The 18,144-nt window shown below is 66.8% G+C and carries 11 protein-coding genes; 9 read left to right on the forward strand and 2 right to left on the reverse strand.

Translation table 11 applies throughout. The features are described 5' to 3' along the window. Positions 1-61: 61 nt before the first annotated feature. Positions 62-2,152, reverse strand: a complete 2,091-nt coding sequence (locus tag QF040_RS27970; RefSeq protein ID WP_429613683.1) for a 7TM-DISM domain-containing protein — start codon at positions 2,150-2,152, stop codon at positions 62-64. 28 nt (positions 2,153-2,180) lie between these two features. On the opposite strand from QF040_RS27970, the gene QF040_RS27975 reads away from it, so the two are divergent. Continuing rightward, positions 2,181-2,894, forward strand: coding sequence for a response regulator transcription factor (locus QF040_RS27975; RefSeq protein ID WP_429613684.1), 714 nt, complete (start codon positions 2,181-2,183; stop codon positions 2,892-2,894). A 129-nt stretch (positions 2,895-3,023) separates the two neighbouring features. Next, positions 3,024-3,839, forward strand: coding sequence for a helix-turn-helix domain-containing protein (locus QF040_RS27980; RefSeq protein ID WP_429613685.1), 816 nt, complete (start codon positions 3,024-3,026; stop codon positions 3,837-3,839). 517 nt (positions 3,840-4,356) lie between these two features. Here the strand turns inward: QF040_RS27980 and QF040_RS27985 are convergent. Continuing rightward, entirely contained in the window at positions 4,357-5,190 is an 834-nt protein-coding gene (locus tag QF040_RS27985; protein ID WP_429613686.1) for a response regulator transcription factor, read from the reverse strand. 617 nt (positions 5,191-5,807) lie between these two features. Between QF040_RS27985 and QF040_RS27990 the strand changes: the two genes are divergently transcribed. From QF040_RS27990 to QF040_RS28020, 7 genes are all read left to right on the forward strand, one after another. Then, the gene (locus tag QF040_RS27990) at positions 5,808-11,072 is read left to right on the forward strand and encodes a tandem-95 repeat protein (RefSeq protein ID WP_429613687.1); all 5,265 of its coding nucleotides are present in this window, start codon (positions 5,808-5,810) and stop codon (positions 11,070-11,072) included. Between the two features lie 71 nt (positions 11,073-11,143). After that, the gene (locus QF040_RS27995) at positions 11,144-12,478 is read left to right on the forward strand and encodes a TolC family outer membrane protein (protein WP_429613688.1); all 1,335 of its coding nucleotides are present in this window, start codon (positions 11,144-11,146) and stop codon (positions 12,476-12,478) included. Further along, complete coding sequence (locus QF040_RS28000) at positions 12,475-14,667, forward strand: type I secretion system permease/ATPase (protein WP_429613689.1); 2,193 nt, start codon at positions 12,475-12,477, stop codon at positions 14,665-14,667. The genes QF040_RS27995 and QF040_RS28000 overlap by 4 nt, the downstream gene beginning before the upstream one ends. After that, positions 14,664-15,896: an HlyD family efflux transporter periplasmic adaptor subunit gene (locus QF040_RS28005; protein ID WP_429613690.1), complete on the forward strand. Its 1,233-nt coding sequence runs from the start codon at positions 14,664-14,666 to the stop codon at positions 15,894-15,896. The genes QF040_RS28000 and QF040_RS28005 overlap by 4 nt, the downstream gene beginning before the upstream one ends. 53 nt (positions 15,897-15,949) lie before the next feature. After that, complete coding sequence (gene bamE, locus QF040_RS28010; RefSeq protein WP_307646212.1) at positions 15,950-16,393, forward strand: outer membrane protein assembly factor BamE domain-containing protein; 444 nt, start codon at positions 15,950-15,952, stop codon at positions 16,391-16,393. A 58-nt stretch (positions 16,394-16,451) separates the two neighbouring features. Then, positions 16,452-16,865: a hypothetical protein gene (locus QF040_RS28015; RefSeq protein WP_429613691.1), complete on the forward strand. Its 414-nt coding sequence runs from the start codon at positions 16,452-16,454 to the stop codon at positions 16,863-16,865. Positions 16,866-17,218: 353 nt separating this feature from the next. Beyond that, a complete protein-coding gene (locus QF040_RS28020; protein ID WP_429613692.1) occupies positions 17,219-17,521 on the forward strand; it encodes a hypothetical protein in 303 nt (100 codons plus the stop codon). Positions 17,522-18,144: the final 623 nt, after the last annotated feature.

The raw sequence follows: 18,144 nt of genomic DNA on the forward strand, positions 1-18,144 counted from the left end.
CCTTCTCAAGGCCGCAGCCGGTGCGTAGGCCGTGTGCCCGTTCCCGCATGCGTGCCATGGGTCAGGTGACTTGTTCGGGCGGCGCAGCCGGAAGCGCGAGCCGGAATGTCGACCCGCTGGGGCCTGTTTCGTGCAGTGTCACGTCGCCGCCGTGGCGTCTCGCGATCTCGCGCGACAGGTGGAGCCCCAGTCCGGTGCCGGCCACCGCGCTCGCGGTTTCGGCACGGAAATATTTCTCGAAGATGCGGGCCTCGTCGGCCATTGCGACGCCCGGTCCGCGGTCGATCACGTCGACCTGCACGATGTCGCCTGCCTGCCGCAGCACCGCGTGCACCGGTCGCTCCGGTGGCGAGTACTTCAATGCGTTCTGCATCAGGTTCTGCAGCGCGATCTCGAGCAGCGCGCGATCGCCACGCACCTTGGGCAGGGGTTCATGCACGTCGATGGACAAGCGCGAAGCGCCGGGAAAGTGGAAGCTCTCGCACAGGCCACGCGCAAGCGCCGCCATGTCAAGGACTTCGAGGCGAAGCGTCCGGTTCTCGGGCTGGAGGCGGTCGGCCAGCAGGATGTTCTCGATCAGCATGGTCAGGCGCTGCACGGCGCGCCGTATCCGCTCGGTGCGCTGCTTCACCACCGGCTCCCCGCCGAGCCTGGAGATGTCGAGCGATTGCGCCGCGCCGTCGATCACTGTCAAGGGCGTGCGGAACTCGTGCGACACCATCGAGACGAACTCGCGCTGCTGCAAGATCGCCTGGCGCTCGACCTCGAGCGACTCACGCAGCCGGGCCTCCAGACGGGCTCGGGCCGCGATCTCCTCGTGCAACGCGGCATTGGTCTGCTGCAGTTCGGCGGTGCGTCGCACGACCGTGCCTTCGAGCGCTTGTTCAGCTTCCAGCCGCACTGCGCGCACGCGCTCGCGCTCGGCGCGGTAATCGCGCTCGGCGCGACGCGTCCGGTCGGCCACGGCCACATTCAGCAGGACGAGGTGGCACATGGTGCCGAGCCAATAGATGCGGTCAGGCGGCACGCCGGGCATCCCGTCGCCGAACCAGAGCTTCAACAGCCCGTAGAGTCCCAGCACCGTTCCCACCGCGAAGGCCGAGGCCGGAAGCAGGTATTGGAATTGGCGCCGCACGAAGAGCAGGTAGCAGACGAAGACCGCGCCGAACACCGTGGACGCGGTGCTGCCCGCGCTAGCCCAGATCGCCACGGCGGCGTGATGGCGGGCCAGGACCAGCACGAGCACAACGAAGTTGAACACCACGACCGCGTTGAAGAAATGTGCTGCGGGCGGCCAATGGCGCCGAAACTGGAAGATGCGCGACATGAACGCGGTACCGACCATGTTGAAGAAGCAATTGACGGCAAGCAGCGTTTGAGCAACGCGTTCGGGGCGAGCGTCGAGGAACCACTGCGCTGCGAATCCCTGGCGGTTGATCGACAGAGCCGCGATGCAGAGCACGTACAGCGCGTAATGGGCGTAGAGCCCGTCCCGCAGCCAAGCCCCAAAGATCAGGTTCATGCACACGGCGAGCAGGACGGCGCCAAGCAGCATGCCCATGATGGTGTAGTCGGCCGTGCGGTCGTGCTCGAAGCCGACAGGCTGCCACAGGTCCAGTTCGGCCCGCAGGGACGGCCCGTCGTTGCGCACCCTCAGGAAATAGACAGCCGGCTCGGTCGAAATGTCGAGCGGGAACACGAAGTTGTGGTCGACGATCTCGCGCGCCGCGAACGGGCGGGCGTCGCCGAGCGGCGTCTCGGCAAATCCGCCGCGCCCGTCCGGCGCATACAAGGTGACTTCGTGGATGCGCGGCGGTCGCACGCGCAGCAGCCATCGTGCGGGCGCGTCGACCGTGCGCGCGAGCGAGAAGCGCAGCCACACCGCGTCGCGGCTGAAGCCTTCCTCCACCGGCCCTTCGAGCGGCGCGAAGCCGCTCTGCTGCGCGCCGCGCGTGACGTCGGCAATGCGCCACCCGCCCGAGGGGTCGCGCTGGATCTCGAGGTCCCCGGAGAGTTCGATGCCGCGGCCGAGGCCATCGGAAGCCGACAGTACCAGCGCCGTGGCGGGCATTGCAAAGCACCACAGCAGCAGGAACAGAAGAACAAGCAAGCGGCCCGGACCCGCCCGGGTGGTTTCGACGTCGAGGCGCATTGGGACGCGACTTTATACTTTCCGCGCCATGCCATCCTCGAGCCAGCGTACCGGTCTTCTCGTCCATGTGATCGAGGACGACGAAGACATCCGTGCGGAAACCGTCTTCGCACTCGGAGAGCTCGGCTTCGAGGTGCAGGGCTTCGGCGACGCCCCGTCGTTCTACAAGGCGTTCGCGGTCCGGCCCTGCGACATCGCGGTGGTGGACATCGGCTTGCCAGGCGAGAGCGGCCTCGCGGTTGTTTCACATCTGCGCACAGTGCAGCAACGGCTCGGGCTGGTACTGGTGACCGCACGGGGCGAGCTCAAGGACCGGCTGCTGGGGCTGCGCGAAGGTGCAGACGCCTACCTGGTCAAGCCGGTGAACATGCTGGAATTGGCCGAGACGCTGAACGCCGTCGGTCGGCGACTCGCGGTCGCTCCGCAGGGGGACGCAGCGACCTCGCCGCCGGCACCTGCCGCCTGGCGCCTGCTCGAGGGCGACTGGATCCTGGGCGACCCCGAAGGCCGGCAGATGGCTCTCACCACGAGCGAGCGCGCCTTCCTCGGCTGCCTTTTCGGGCAGCGCGGCACAGCGGCGAGCCGCGACGACCTGATCCGCGCGCTCGGTGGCAACGTGTTCGATTTCGACGAGCACCGCATCGATGCGATCGCCAGCCGGCTGCGCCGCAAGGCCGCGAAGCTCGGCATGCGCCTGCCGCTGCATTCGGTGCGCGGCACAGGGTACGTGCTCGCGAACTGACGCGGCGCGCTGCCGGGGCGCACCGGGGCCAGGCGCATGGTCAGGAACCGTCAGAAAAGGTCAGGAAAGGCGCATGAAACAAACGAGCAGGGCTTGCACCATGCGGTACGCGCAACGCGCCGCATCTTCATGTCCTATTGGTTCCAATCTTCCGAGCGTGCGCACATCATGGTCATCGACGACAGCGTCGACGAGCTCCAGGTGCTGCTTGCCGCGCTGCGTCGCGCTGGCCATCGCATCAGCCTGGACTTCGACGCGCTCGGAGGCTACCGCCGCGCCGGTGTGCTGCAGCCGGACTTGATCCTGCTTGACATGCACCTGGAAGCCTCCAGCGGCTTCGAGACCTGCCGGCTGCTCAAGGCGGACCACACCACCGCGCACATCCCCGTGATTTTTCTCACCGCGGGTGCGACGCTCGAGGAGCGGCTGACCTGCCTGCGAGAAGGCGGCGTCGACTACATCCTCAAGCCCTTCGAACCCGAAGAGGTGCTGGTCCGCATCTCGGTCCATCTCGCGCTCGCACGCCGTGGCGCGCATCCGCCCGACGGTGTCGCCGAGGCGCCGCGCAGACCGTCGGAGCCCGAAGCCGAACCACCGCACGACCTGGACCGCGTGATCGCCAGGGCTGCGCAGCGGCTCATCGAGAGCGACCTTGCGAACATTCCACCGCTGCCGGCGCTCGCCGCACGCGTGGGCACGCACGAGAAGCGGCTGACCCGGGCGTTCCGTGCCCACACAGGGCGCACCGTGCTCGAGTTCGCGCGCGAGGAGCGGTTGTCGCGCGCGCAGCATCTGCTCGCCCAGTCGCGGCTCAGCATCGAGGAGGTGGCACATGCCATCGGGTTCTCGGGTGCCGCGAACTTCACGACGGCGTTCAAGGAACGCTTCGGCAGCACGCCTGCGGCGTATCGGCAACTGAGTCGCGACTGCACGTGCGACGCGTGAAAAGCGGTGTTCCGCCCGGCAGCGCATGTTGCGCTCGATGTGACGCCGCGGCCCTTCAGCGTGAAATTCCATCGTCGGCCTGATCTGGCCCGTGCTCACAGCACGCAACAGCACCTGTACAGACTCCGCCGGCTGCCGATCCATCTGCAGCTGCGGGACGCGATCGCCGCGGTGCGCAACATCCATCGGGTCGGACGGGCCGGCCTGCGTGTGCGTCCAAAGTCAGCATGCGGCAGCCACGTCGCGTTGAGCCCGGGCCGCGCGGTGCGCACCTGCGGTGGGCCGTTGACCCACAACAGGCGCAGCCAGACCGCCGCTGTCGAGAATCCCCGCACGAGCCGGCCCGGCGTGGCGGGCGCGAATCCGTTCGCACCACCGGTCGGCAAGGCGGGCGCCTCGCTGGCCGATAGGCGGCCGCGGGGTCGACCGCTTCCGCTGCGCTGGCAGCGCAGCCCCAGGCACAGCGTCACGCCCGGCAGCAAGCCGCCTGCCTGTCGGGGGAGTGCGCAACGGTGCGTCACGCGCCGGGGGCGCGCCGCCCCACGCCCGCCTGGCGACAGGCGGATGGCGTGCAATTGAAGTACTCGCGGAATGCCGTAGCAAAATTCGCGGCGCTCGAAAACCCCACCGCCGCGGCGATCTCCTCAATGCGCATGGCCGATTCGAGCAACAGGCGGTGCGCCTCGTGCAGCCGCGCCTCGCGTACGAACTCGAAGACCGTGCGGTTCGCGAGTTCCTTGAACACGCGCGACAGGCGCTTCTCGTGCGTGCCCACGCGCGCAGCCAGTTCTCGCAGCGGCAATACACAGCTCAGGTCGGCGAGGATCACTCGCTCCGCCGCCTGCATGAGCATGCGGTCCGTGCCCGGGCCTGATGTGACGTCTCCGTTCGTCGCTTGAAGGTCAGGTGGGGGCGCAGATTTTGTGGCAGGGGCAAGGCGCGACCTGCGGGATTCGGCCAATGCCAGATGAATCTCGATCCGGGCCATCACCTCGGCCGGTTCGACGGGCTTCGCGATGTAGTCAACCGCGCCAGCGCGCAGGCCCGTCAGGCGCTGTTCCAAGCTGGCCGACGAGGTCAGGAAGACCACCGGAATGTCCGCCGTGGCCGGGTCAGCCTTGAGCAGGCGACAGGCGGCGAACCCGTCGGTGCTGCCCGGACCCACGTCGAGCAGCACCAGGTCCATCTGCAGCGTCGTCGCGCGCCGATAGCCCTCCATCGCGTCCAAAGCGACGGTGATGCGGTAGCCGGCGCCTCGTAGCGTTTCCAGCAAGGGTTTGATTTCGTCGACGCCTTCGTCGACCACCAGAAGATGAACTCTCCCGGGCTCCGGAGGTGACCAATATGACATGGAAGAACGGGCACGGCGCAGTTGGGGCCGCGCTCTTTGGGTGAAGGCGATGAAACCAAGAAATTAACTGGAAATCATTCTCACAAAGTTCATGAGTTCATCAATGTCCGGAAGTAACGCCCGGCGGAATTGATGGTCATTGAACTGTATGCCGCCACAAATCCTCGCCTCGCACACTCCGTAGGAGGGGAATGGCGCTTTGAAAGCGGCGAATCCGGGTCTCCGGAAATGCGGGAAATAGCCGGCTGGCCGCTTCTTCAAAACAATTGGACGCTCTGGCAAAAGCCCGATGCGCAAAAAACGCCACTGCCCGCCTGCTCCCGGTTTAGCTCACCGACGAATTCGCGGGTTTATCTCACAAATCGTGTGAAGTATTTGACGTTTGCACACATTTGTAAAAACTTGTCCGTCACGGCAAAAGCGGCGACCTCTTCGGCAAAAGCCCGGCCCCCCCCCCGCACCAAGAATCCCGCCTCGTGCAAGCCGCATGACCCCGGTTGGGTCGTGCTGGCGAGTCCTCGAGAGCCGCGGCACTCGAGATTTCCCAATGTGCGACCCAGGTTGTTCGTCTAGCACGAAGGCCCCCGGGGTCTGGAGTCAAGAAGCAAGGACAAATCATGGAAGCTGTTTACAAGTCTGGTGGCGCATCCCGCAAAGCGGCGGCAGACACCCCTCTGGTTCTGGATCACCCATCGATCGTCTCGCTGAAGATCGCACCCGAGAGCGTGCTCAAGTTCGAGCGTCGCGGCGGCGACCTCGTGCTCGTGTTGCGCGACGGCCAGGAAGTCGCCGTGCGCGGCTTCTTCGCCGAATACGCTGACGGCGGCCGCAACGACCTTGTGCTCGAAGACGGCGCGGGCGTGCAGTGGTGGGGCCAGTACACCGCGCCCTGGAAAGACTTCCACTTCACCGAAATCGAGTGGAACGACGCCGGTGCCGCGCTACTGCCCGACGGTGTACCGGGCTGGCTGCTGGGTGCGCTCGGCGTGCTGGGCGTCGGTGCCGCCGCGAGCGGTGGTGGTGGCGGCGGCGGCGGCGGTGGCCCAGGCTTCATTCCGCCGCTGCTCCCGCCGCAGAACCGCGGCCCCGAAGGCAAGGCCGAGCCCGTCGTCACCGCGCAGGACAAGCCCGTTTCCGGGCAAGTGCAGGCCACCGACCCGGACCGCGACACGCTGAGCTACACCGTCGCCAAGGGCCCCGAGCACGGCACCGTCACCGTCGATCCGTCCACCGGCCAGTTCCTCTACACGCCCCAGCCCGGCTACGAAGGTCCCGACAGCTTCGAAGTGACCGTCAGCGACGGCAAGGGCGGCACCACCACCGTGAAGGTGCCCGTGACCGTCTCGCCTGTCAACGACGCGCCCACGGCGCCCGACTACACCGAGACCACGAACGAAGACACGCCCCTGAGCGGCCGTGTGACCGGCAGCGACATTGACAGCGGCGATAAGCTGACCTACACGAAGGGCAGCGATCCGTCTCATGGCACGGTGACGGTCAACCCGGATGGCACGTACACCTACACGCCAAACCCCGACTTCAACGGGGCCGACAGCTTCACCGTCACGGTGAGCGACGGCCACGGTGGCACGACGACGAGCACGGTGAACGTGACGATCGACCCGGTCAACGATGCGCCGACGGTTCCGAATTACACCAAGACCACGAACGAAGACACGCCCGTGAGCGGCCAAGTCGTCGGCAGCGATGTGGACGGCGACACGCTGACCTACGTGAAGGGCAGCGACCCGGCGCACGGCACGGTGACCGTCAATGCCGACGGCACCTACACGTACACGCCCGGTGCGAACTTCCACGGCACAGACAGCTTCACCGTCACGGTGAGCGACGGCCACGGTGGCACGACGACGAGCACGGTGAACGTGACGATCGACCCGGTGAACGATGCGCCGACGGTTCCGAACTACAACAAGACCACGAACGAAGACACGCCCGTGAGCGGCCAGGTCGTCGGCAGCGACGTCGACGGCGACACGCTGACCTATGTGAAGGGCAGCGACCCGGCGCACGGCACCGTGACGGTCAATGCCGACGGCACCTACACGTACACGCCCGGCGCCAACTTCAATGGCACAGACAGCTTCACGGTGACGGTCAGCGATGGCCACGGTGGTACGACCACCAGCACCGTGACTGTGACCATCAACCCCGTCAACGACGCGCCCGTGTTCGTCGACGGCGGCGGCACGCCGGTGGACACGACAGACGGCTACGCCTTCGGCTACGACGAGAACCGGCCTGCAGGCACCGTGCTCGGCACCGTCCACGCCACCGACGCCGATAGCGCGACGGTCACCTACAGCATCCTCTCGGGCAACGACAACGGCTACTTCGCCATCGACCCGATCACGGGCGCGATCAGCCTCACGGCTGCGGGCGCCGCGGCGTTCGTGAACGACTACGAGGCAGGGGCGAATGCCCACTCGCTGGTGGTCGGCGCGAACGACGGCACGGTCACGACGAACATCCCCGTCACGCTCAACGAGCAGAACCTCAACGACGCACCGACGGCGCCCAACGACACCAAGACCACGGACGAAGACACGCCCGTGAGCGGCCAGATCATCGGAAGCGACGTCGACGGCGACACACTGACCTACACCAAGGGCAGCGACCCGGCGCACGGCACCGTGACGGTCAATGCCGACGGCACCTACACGTACACGCCCGGCGCCAACTTCAACGGCACAGACAGCTTCACGGTGACGGTCAGCGATGGCCACGGTGGTACGACGACCAGCACCGTGACCGTGACCATCAACCCCGTCAACGACGCGCCCGTGTTCGTCGACGGCGGTGGCACCCCGGTGAACACGACGGACGGCTACGTGTTCGGCTACGACGAGAACCGGCCCGCAGGCGCCGTGCTCGGCACCGTCCACGCCACCGACGCCGACAGCGCGACCGTCACCTACACCATCCTCTCGGGCAACGACAACGGCTACTTCGCCATCGACCCGGTCACGGGCGAGATCAGCCTCACGCCAGCGGGCGCTGCGGCGTTCGTGAACGACTACGAGGCAGGGGCCAACGCCCACGCGCTGGTGGTCGGTGCGAACGATGGCACGGTCACGACGAACATCCCCGTCACGCTCAACGAGCAGAACATCAACGACGCACCGACCGCGCCGAACGACACCAAGACCACAAACGAAGACACGCCCGTGAGCGGCCAGATCATCGGCAGCGATGCGGATGGCGACACGCTGACCTACACCAAGGGCAGCGACCCAGCCCACGGCACCGTGACGGTCAACGCCGACGGCACCTACACGTACACGCCCGGCGCCAACTTCAACGGCACAGACAGCTTCACGGTGACGGTCAGCGATGGCCACGGTGGTACGACGACCAGCACCGTGACCGTGACCATCAACCCCGTCAACGACGCGCCCGTGTTCGTCGACGGCGGCGGCACGCCGGTGAACACAACAGACGGCTACGTCTTCGGCTACGACGAGAACCGGCCTGCAGGCACCGTGCTCGGCACCGTCCACGCCACCGACGCCGATAGCGCGACGGTCACCTACAGCATCCTCTCGGGCAACGACAACGGCTACTTCGCCATCGACCCGGTCACGGGCGCGATCAGCCTCACCGCTGCGGGCGCCGCGGCGTTCGTGAACGACTACGAGGCAGGGGCGAATGCCCACTCGCTGGTGGTCGGCGCGAACGACGGCACGCTCACGACGAACATCCCCGTCACGCTCAACGAGCAGAACCTCAACGAAGCACCGACGGCGCCCGACGACAACAAGATCACGGACGAAGACACGCCGGTCAGCGGCAGCGTGATCGGGACCGACGTCGATGGCGACGCGCTCACCTACACCAAGGGCACCGACCCGTCGCACGGCACCGTGACGGTCAACGCCGATGGCACCTACACCTATGTTCCCGGCCCGAACTTCAACGGGACCGACAGCTTCACCGTCACGGTGAGCGACGGCCACGGCGGCACGACCACCAGCACGGTGAACGTGACCGTCAACCCGGTGAACGACGCGCCGTCGGCCACGGTGACTGCGCCCGAGGCTGTCTCAGAAGGCAGCCTGCCCGCGGGCATTCCGGCTGCGGGAGAGCCGCCGCTGCAATCGACCGGCAAGATTTCCATCGCGGATACCGACAGCGCGGCCGGCGACCTGTCGGTGTCGCTCAGCGGCCCGACCGGCGTCACCTCCGGCGGCCAGCCAGTGTCATGGACCTGGGACGCAGGCACGCACACGCTCACGGGCAGCGTCACCGTCGGCGGCGTCGCCACCGAGGTGATGACCGTGGCCGTGGGCAATGTCACTGCCACGGGCACGGGCCTTTTCGAGGCGGGCTACACCGTCACGCTGAAGGCGCCGATCGACCACCCGCCGGGCAACGGCGAGGGTGTGTCGAACCTGCATTTCGAGGCGCATGTGACCGACGGCCAGGCCGCTGCTGCGCCAGTGGGCTTCGATGTGCCCGTCAAGGACGACGCACCAGTGCTCGTGAGCGGCGAACAGGCCGTCGACGTGGCGCCGATCAATACCAACTTGATGGTGGTCCTGGACCTCTCCGGGAGCATGGGCGAGGAGACGCCGACGCGGCTTTCCCGTGCGAAGGCGGCTGTGCAGAACCTGATCGACGGCTACGACCTGTACGGCGACGTGCGGGTGCAGCTCGTCACCTTCAGCACGACCGGGCAGGCGCAGCAGGCCTGGATGACGGCGGCAGAGGCCAAGGCGCTGGTGCAGAACCTGCAGGCTTCGGGCAACACCAACTACGACGCGGCCCTGGCTGCGGCGATGAACGGCTTCTCGGCCACTGGCAAGCTGGCAGGGGCCCAGAACGTGTCCTACTTCCTCACGGACGGCGAACCGACGCGGGGAGACGGTAACACCGGCCAGCTGACGAACAACAGCAGCAGCAGCTCGGCCGACTTCGGCATCCAGGCGGCGGAAGAAACGATCTGGAAGAACTTTCTCACGAACAACCACATCAACTCGTTCGCACTGGGCTTGGGGTCCGACCTCTTGCCTGCAGCGCAGGGCTTCATCGACCCCATCGCTTACAACGGCAACACCGGCACGAACACGAACGGCCAGATCATCACCGACACGAGCCAGCTGAACAATGTGCTGCAAGGAACGATCAGCGTGCCACCCACGGTCAGCAACCTGCTGACCGGCGGGCTCGGCGGCTCGTCGGGCTTCGGTGCCGACGGTGGTCATGTGTCCACGCTGAGCATCGACGGCACTACCTATGCCTTCGACAGCAGCACCGGCGTGATGACGAAGACCGGCCCCGCCACCGGCAGCGACTTCAGCTACAACGCGGCGACGCACCAGGTCACCATTGCCACGGCGCAGGGCGGCAAGCTGGTCGTGGACTTCGACTCGGGCGAGTTCAGCTATCAGGTGGCACCGAGGACCGCCGCTTCGCACAACTACGACGAGACGCTCAGCTACCAGGTGGTCGACCGCGACGGCGATGCGAGCAATGCGGCCACGCAGACGCTGCACGTCAACTACACGCCCGCTGCCGGTGCAACCGGGATGGCAGCGATGTACACCTCGGCGGACTCGCTGGGGCTGGCCGGGGTCGACGAAGTGACGGTGTCGCTCGAGCAGCAGCACGATGCGCCGCATTTCCCCTTCGGCGACAGCCCGTGGGGCGGCGCGCAGCTGTCCGACATGCTGCACGCCTACACCGCGGCTGAGTCGCTGCAGGCGCTGCTGCAGGCCGCGTTCCCGCCGGCTTTTGCGAGCACGCAGGCATCGCCCACGGTGCCGGCGCTGGCGTCATCGGCCGACTCGCTCACGGCCTACGCACCGCCCGTGGCCCCTTCGCTCGACGACGAGCTTCACATGGGCCTCGCGTTTCACCACTGACCTACCGGGTGTTGGCGCCGAATGCGGCGCCAACACCTTGTGGTCCACACGCTGTTCGCACGTTCCTACGCATGTCTGCTTCCCGTCGTCTTCCGCCCGCCGCCGCGGGCCTTTTCTTCCTGCTCGCCGGAACGGGGGCGTTTGCGCAAGCCAGTGCCGTCACCCCGCTGGGCATGACCGAGGCGGTGCGCCTGGCCGCGACCTCGCACCCGACCGTGCGCAACGCGGTCGGGCAAGCGCTGCAGGCGGGCGAGGGCATTGCTGCCGCGCGCTCGGACTACTACCCGCAGGTCAGCGCCGGCCTCAGCGCGCGCACGGGCAACCGGCAGTTGCAGACCGATGGTCGCCGCCAGGTGCACCAGGCCTCGCTGTCTGTGACCCAGATGCTGTACGACTTTGGCAAGGTGTCGAGCGCCGTGAACGAGGCCGAGGCCTCGGCCGCGGCCGCGCGCGCCAAGCTGCTCGTGGCGATCGACGATGTGGTGCGCGACACAGCGCAGGCATGGATCGAAGTCCATCGCCAGCAGATGCTCGGCGAGATCGCGCGGGCCCAGGTGAAGGGCGTGCAGTCGCTGGCCGGCCTGGTGGGTGAGCGTCAGGCCAAAGGCGCGACGAGCCAATCCGACGTGGCACAGGCGCAATCGCGCCTGGAGGCTGCGCGTGCCCAGCAACTCAACACCGCGTCCCAGGCCGAGCGCTGGCGCCTTACCCTCATGCATTTGACCCAGGGCCGCATGCCGGTCGACATCGCCGGCGAAGCGCTGGCGCCGCTCGCGAGCGCCTGCGCCGCGCAGCCGCAGACGGCCTTGCCCGCACCGACCGTGCAGAAGGCCCAGGCCGAGCGTGATATGGCACAGGCCGCGCTGCGCGGTGCCGATGCCCAGTTGCTGCCCACGCTGTCGCTCAACGCCGGCGTCAACCGGGGGCTCGAATCCGGCGCGCGGCTCGCCGGCCAGCCCGGCACCGAAAGCACGCTCACCGTCAACTTCTCCGCGCCGCTGTACGAAGGCGGGCGCAGCCAGTCCCGCCAGCGCGCCGCCGCGCACGCCGTCGAAGCGGCCGAGGCCGCGCTGGGCTATGCGCAGCTGAGCGTGCGGCAGCGGCTCGAAGACGCGCGTGTGCAATCGCAAGGCCACGCGCAGCGCCTGCCCGTGCTCGCCGCGCGCGTGCAGAGCACGCAGCGCACGCGCGACCTGTACCGCGAGCAATATCTGCAGTTGGGCACGCGCTCGCTGCTCGACCTGCTCAATGCCGAGCAGGAGTTCCACGGCGCGCGCTTCGAGCAGGCCGAGAGCGCGCACGAAGTGCAGCGGCTCGCAGTCGAGTGCCTGTATCAGTCGGGCCGCCTGCGTGAGGCCTTCGGGCTGGTCGATGCGGGCGACCTCGTAGCCGGAGGCCGGCCATGACCGCCGCCACCATGCCCGAGCTTTCTGCCGCGCGCGGCCCCGAGCTGCTCGCCGGCTGGGTCGATGCCGTGCTCGCTGTGGCCGCCCACTACCACCTTGACACCTCGCGCGAGCGCATCCGCGGCGCTGCCGCATGGAGCGACCACGAAGACATCGGTGAGCGCGTGCGCCAGATGGCCCGCCAGGCCGGGCTCACCGTGCGCCAGGTCGCACCGCGCCTGGACACCCTGAGCCCCTGGCGCCTGCCCGTGGTGCTGCAACTGCGCGACGGGCAGGTGGCCGTGGTCACCGCCATCTCGGCGCAGGGCCTGCGCGTGATGCTCGGCGGCGACCAGGGCGCAGAAACCGTCTGCACGATCGACGAGCTGCAACCCGCACTCGAAGCCATGGCCGTGCTGCGGCCCGCGCAATCGGCGCCCGACTCGCGGGTCGACGCCTACATCCGCCCCGTCGAGCCGCACTGGCTGCGCCAGATCGTGCTGGCCGACTGGCGGCCCTACGCCCACATCCTCGTCGCGTCACTCGCCTACAACCTGATGGCGCTGGCCGGCACGCTGTTCTCGATGCAGGTGTACGACCGCGTGGTGCCCGCGCAGTCGCTGCCCACGCTACATGTGCTGTTCGGCGGCGTGCTGCTGTCCATTGCATTCAGCTGGGTCATGCGCGGCGCGCGCATGCGCATCACCGACGTGGTGGGCAAGCGCGCCGACCTGCGCATTTCAGACCGCGTGTTCGGCCATGCGCTGCGCGTGCGCGGCTCGGCGCGCCCGCGTGCCACCGGCACCTTCATCTCGCAGCTGCGCGAGCTGGAGCCCGTGCGCGAAATGCTCACGTCGACGACCGTGGCGGCCGTGGCCGACCTGCCGTTCTTCTTCGTGTTCTGCGTGCTCTTCTGGTTCATTGCGGGCTGGCTCGTGCTCGTGCCGCTGGCCGCTTGCGTGCTGCTGCTCGTGCCCAGCCTGCTGGCGCAGCCGCGCCTGCGCGCGCTGGCCCAAGCAGGCATGCGCGAATCGTCGCTGCGCAACGCCATGCTGGTCGAAGCCGTGCAGGGCATCGACGACATCAAGGTGCTGCAGGCCGAGCCGCGCTTCCAGAACCAGTGGAACCACTACAACGCCGTCAACGCCGACTCGGGCCTGAAACTGCGCGCGCTGCTCAACACCCTGAGCAACTGGACGCAGACCGTGCAGGGTGGCGCCTTCGCCTTTGTCGTGTTCTTCGGCGCGCCGCTGGTGATGGACGGGCAAATGAGCACCGGCGTGCTCGTGGCCGCATCGATCCTGTCGACCCGCATGCTCGCGCCGCTGGCCGGCGTGACGCAGGTGCTCAACCGCTGGCAGCAGGCCAAGGTGGCCGGCGAATCGCTCGACCAGCTCATGAAGCTCCCGGTCGACCACCCGCCCCACGAGACGCGTGTGCACCGGCCTGCCGTGCAGGGGGACTACACGCTGCGCGACGCCGTCTTCAGCCACGACGGCAAGACCCCCGCGCTGCACGTGAAGGCGCTGCACATCGGCCCTGGCGAGCGCATCGCCGTGCTTGGGTGCAACGGTGCGGGCAAGTCGACGCTGCTGCAGGCGCTGTCCGGTCTCCTCGCACCGCGCGCAGGCAGTGTGGTGCTCGACGGCGTGTCGATGGCCCACATCGACCCGGCCGACGTGCGTCGCGACGTCGGGTTGCTCGCGCAGGACGCGCGCCTGTTCCACGGCACCCTGCGCGAGAACCTGCAGATGGGCACGCCCCATGCCACCGACGCCGAACTGATCACCGCCCTGCAAGCCACCGGCGCCTGGGCCTTCGTGCGTCGTCTGCCCACGGGGCTGGACCATCCGCTGCTGGAAGGCGGGCGTGGCCTCTCGGGCGGGCAGCGCCAGAGCCTGCTGCTCGCGCGGCTCATGCTCCGCCGCCCCAGCGTGCTGCTGCTCGACGAGCCCACCGCCTCGCTCGACGAAGTGGCCGAGCGCGAAGTGATCGAGCAGCTGCGCGCGCTATCCGCAGGCCGCACGCTGGTGCTGGCCACGCACCGCCCGGCCGTGCTCGATGCGGTGGACCGCATCCTCGTGGTGGACGGCGGCGCCGTCGTGCTCGACGGGCCGCGCGACCAGGTGATGGCGCGGCTGCGCCAAGGCGCGGCAGCATCGCGCGAGACAACGGCCCTCGCGGGCCGTGGCAAGGAGGCACAGGCATGAACGCCGTGACATTGACCAAGGCACCGGTGCCTGCACAGGTATCCGCCGCCACCGTCTGGGGTCCCGGCGGCGCCGACGACTTCGACGAGGCGCGCGCCAGCGGCTCCGCGCGCGTCGTGTGGTTCATCGCGCTCTTTCTGCTCGCGTTCTTCGTGTGGGCTTGGTGCTTCGAGATCGACGAAGTGTCCAGCGGCATGGGCAAGGTGATTCCCAGCTCGCGTGAGCAGCGCATCCAGTCGCTCGAAGGCGGCATCCTCGCCGAACTGCGCGTGCACGAAGGCCAGATCGTCGAGAAGGGCGAGGTGCTCGCGCAGCTTGATCCCACGCGCGGCGAATCGAGCGTGGAAGAGACCGCCGCGCGCTACCGCGCCGCGCTGGCCAGCAGCGTGCGCCTGCGCGCCGAGGTGGAAGGGCGCAGCACCCTTCAGTTCCCCGCCGAGCTGAAGGCGTACGCGCAGCTGGTCGACTCGGAAAGCGCGCTCTTCCGCTCGCGGCAGGGCAGCATGCGCGACACCGTTTCAGGACTTGGCCAGGCGCTTGCGCTCGTGCGCAAGGAGCTCGACATCACCCGCTCGCTGCAGGTGAGTGGCGCGGCCAGCAACGTCGAGCTCATCCGCCTGCAACGCCAGGCCGCCGACCTGGAGCTGAAGATCTCCGAGGCGCGATCGAACTACATGGTGCGCAGCCGCGAAGAACTCGCCAAGGCAGATGCCGAGGTCAAGTCCTTGTCGTCCGTGGTGCGCGGGCGTGCAGACTCGCTAGAGCGGCTCACCCTGAACTCGCCCGTTCGCGGCATCGTCAAGAGCTTGCAGGTCACCACCATCGGCGGTGTCGTGCCGCCTAACGGCTCGCTCCTGACCCTGGTGCCGCTGGACGATCAGTTGCTGATCGAGGCGCGCATCTCGCCTCGCGACATCGCCTTCATGCGGCCCGGCCAAGAGGCGCAGATCAAGGTCACCGCTTATGACTACGCCGTGTACGGCGGCCTCAAAGGGCGTGTGGTGACCATCGCACCTGACACGCAGCGCGACGAGGTCAAGCCCGAGATCGTGTACTACCCCGTACTCGTGCGCACCGATTCCGACGCACTCACCGACAAGGCCGGCCGCCGCATGCCCATCGTGCCCGGCATGGTGACCACCGCCGACATCCGCACCGGTCGCAAGACCGTGTGGGATTACCTGACCAAGCCGCTGAACAAGGCGCGCGAAGCCATGCGCGAGCGCTAATTCGCGCGCGCATCTCTCCCAAGAATCTCATCTGACCCAAGAGGACGCTAGCCATGAAAAAGACCCTGCACGCATCACCCACCGTTGCCGCCTTCGCGCTCGCCGCCGCGCTGCTCGGCGCCACCACCCATGTGGCGGCGCGCGATAACCCAGTAGATGCCGTGAGCAACCCCGACAAGCTGGACTATCGCGACGTCGAGGCGCGCCGCCCTGACTTCAAGGAGCCCTTTCTGCGCGACGGCATCGTGTCGCGGCCCGAGCGCTTTCGCGAGATCAAGCCCGGGATCAATCAGGCCCAGGTCCTCGCCGTGCTGGGGCAGGCGCTGAGGCAACAACCCGGGGCGCTTGGCACTGAGTGGGACTACCAGTTCAAGTTCCAAATGCCGCGATCGGCCAATTACCTCGTATGCCAATACAAAGTCGTGTTCGACGGCAGCCAAACCGTGCGCAGCGCGGTGTGGCGCCGTAGGCAGTGCTTGGATCTGGTCTCGCACTGAACCGCCAGATGGCGATCGAGCCGTCGAATCTTCGCCTGGGTAGATGGTGGCTTAGCTCGTGCCGTTTGATACAAAACCTGCAGCGCGTCCGTACGAAGCGTTCGTGTACGGAAACGCTTCGGATGAGCCGGACAAGTTGGCCGCACGTTGCTTGGAGGTGATCGAGAGCACGCTCAAGAGCGTCGAGCGCGTCACAGCCTGCTTACGCGCCGCCGAACTGGAGCACAGCATCGGAATCGCAGCCATGACGCGCACGGAAATCCACGACGCTGCTGAATGGCGTCGCGCCGAGCTACAGGGTCTGCTGGCTGTGAAGCTGCGACGCACCAGTTGTGGTGATCTTCAACTGATGGAAGACCTTCATCTGGTCGTGCGGATCAAACCCAGACGCACCGCCGCGCCAATACCTGCAGTGCCCGTCTTCTCACCAGGTGACCTGGTTCACCCGATGCCCCATGATCAAACTGCCTGAGTCGGCGCGTTGTATTTGTACTTTGCCGCAGATGGTTCACATGCCCGTTTGGGGAGATGCACCATGATCCGTCGCACCAAGCGGTTTCGAAGAAACCTCTTGCGATTGAGCAACATCGCGCTGTGGTTGTACGTCGGCGTCCTCGTGGCCCTCGCGATCGAAGCGCTTCTTGGCTGAGTCGCGCAGCCAGTGCGCACCCGGTTTCCTTTAAGAGAAGCTTGCTTCTGCTCTCGTCTTCAAAAAGTTGCCTCCCTTGCAAGCGGAGATTTCTGACGAAGGTGGTTGCTGAGCCAGATAGAAGCGCTCTTGACCACCCATTGATCGGGCGGGTTACCAGGCACGCGGATGCGATCGTGACGTGGAACGAAAAGGACTTTCCCAGGGACGTGCTGAACCCGTTCGGCATCGAGGTACAGGCCCCTGACGAATTGGTCCTCAACCAGTTGATGCTGGAGAAGCTCACCGCCCTCGCGGCGTTGAAGCGAATGCGCGAGCGCTGGGCCCGGTCGCAGTACGACGCGATCGCGTTGTCGCGCTGCTCGAGAAGCGTGGGGTGCCTCAAACTGCAGCGCACCTGCGCGATGTTATGGCACTCATCTAACCGGCTTGAGGCACCTCCGTGCGTAGCTTGGTGCGCCGATTCGCAAGTGGGATAATCCTGTTTCAGTGGCCCGTTTGTCTCTGGTGTGATGCCTGAAACTTGGGGTTGCTTGTGGCCAGTTCTGGTGTACCCAAACGTGTACCCGGGCAGATCGGACGAATTGGTGAAAGCGAGTGCTGGCGCGGGTTGCAGGCGATTTTAAGATTCCGCCCCAGCTTTAAACGGGGCTCGGGCTGCTCAGCCATTCTCGAAGAATCAATAACTTATCGCTCCGAGTCACGGTTTGTGATTCGATTCCAAGTTTTTTGTCGTTTTCATTTCGCTTCTTCACAAGCCGCCTCTCTTGCAAGCAGAAATACCTGATGGGGATGGTTGCTTGGCCAACAACCTGATAGGCAGGTTGCAGTCGATGGTCTCAGCGGGCAGATTTGATAAGGAAGGCCGTCATTCGTACGAATGACGGCCCATTATGAACAACGGTCACGCGTCGGGCATCCGGGTCGCCGCTGCGCGTGATCCGGAGTGAAAGAATTCGGCATTGCGCGCGCATTCCTGGCCAGCGATTACGCCGCCTACGTCATTGGCCAGAACCTGTTGATGGACCGTGGGGCCTACCCCGCACGCTATAGCTGTTGCAGAGTAAACTGCTGCTGACCCTGCCTCACGCCATCGGAGCGC

The sequence above is a fragment of the Variovorax sp. W2I14 genome, assembly GCF_050435205.1.
In the GTDB taxonomy this organism is placed as follows: Bacteria; Pseudomonadota; Gammaproteobacteria; order Burkholderiales; family Burkholderiaceae_C; genus Variovorax; species Variovorax paradoxus_C.

Bases quoted from the DNA above. Each gene is read 5' to 3' on its own strand.
- QF040_RS27970 (WP_429613683.1), bottom strand. From the start codon at position 2,152: ATGCGCCTCGACGTCGAAACCACCCGGGCGGGTCCGGGCCGCTTGCTT.
- QF040_RS27975 (WP_429613684.1), top strand. From the start codon at position 2,181: ATGCCATCCTCGAGCCAGCGTACCGGTCTTCTCGTCCATGTGATCGAG.
- QF040_RS27980 (WP_429613685.1), top strand. From the start codon at position 3,024: ATGTCCTATTGGTTCCAATCTTCCGAGCGTGCGCACATCATGGTCATC.
- QF040_RS27985 (WP_429613686.1), bottom strand. From the start codon at position 5,190: ATGTCATATTGGTCACCTCCGGAGCCCGGGAGAGTTCATCTTCTGGTG.
- QF040_RS27990 (WP_429613687.1), top strand. From the start codon at position 5,808: ATGGAAGCTGTTTACAAGTCTGGTGGCGCATCCCGCAAAGCGGCGGCA.
- QF040_RS27995 (WP_429613688.1), top strand. From the start codon at position 11,144: ATGTCTGCTTCCCGTCGTCTTCCGCCCGCCGCCGCGGGCCTTTTCTTC.
- QF040_RS28000 (WP_429613689.1), top strand. From the start codon at position 12,475: ATGACCGCCGCCACCATGCCCGAGCTTTCTGCCGCGCGCGGCCCCGAG.
- QF040_RS28005 (WP_429613690.1), top strand. From the start codon at position 14,664: ATGAACGCCGTGACATTGACCAAGGCACCGGTGCCTGCACAGGTATCC.
- bamE (WP_307646212.1), top strand. From the start codon at position 15,950: ATGAAAAAGACCCTGCACGCATCACCCACCGTTGCCGCCTTCGCGCTC.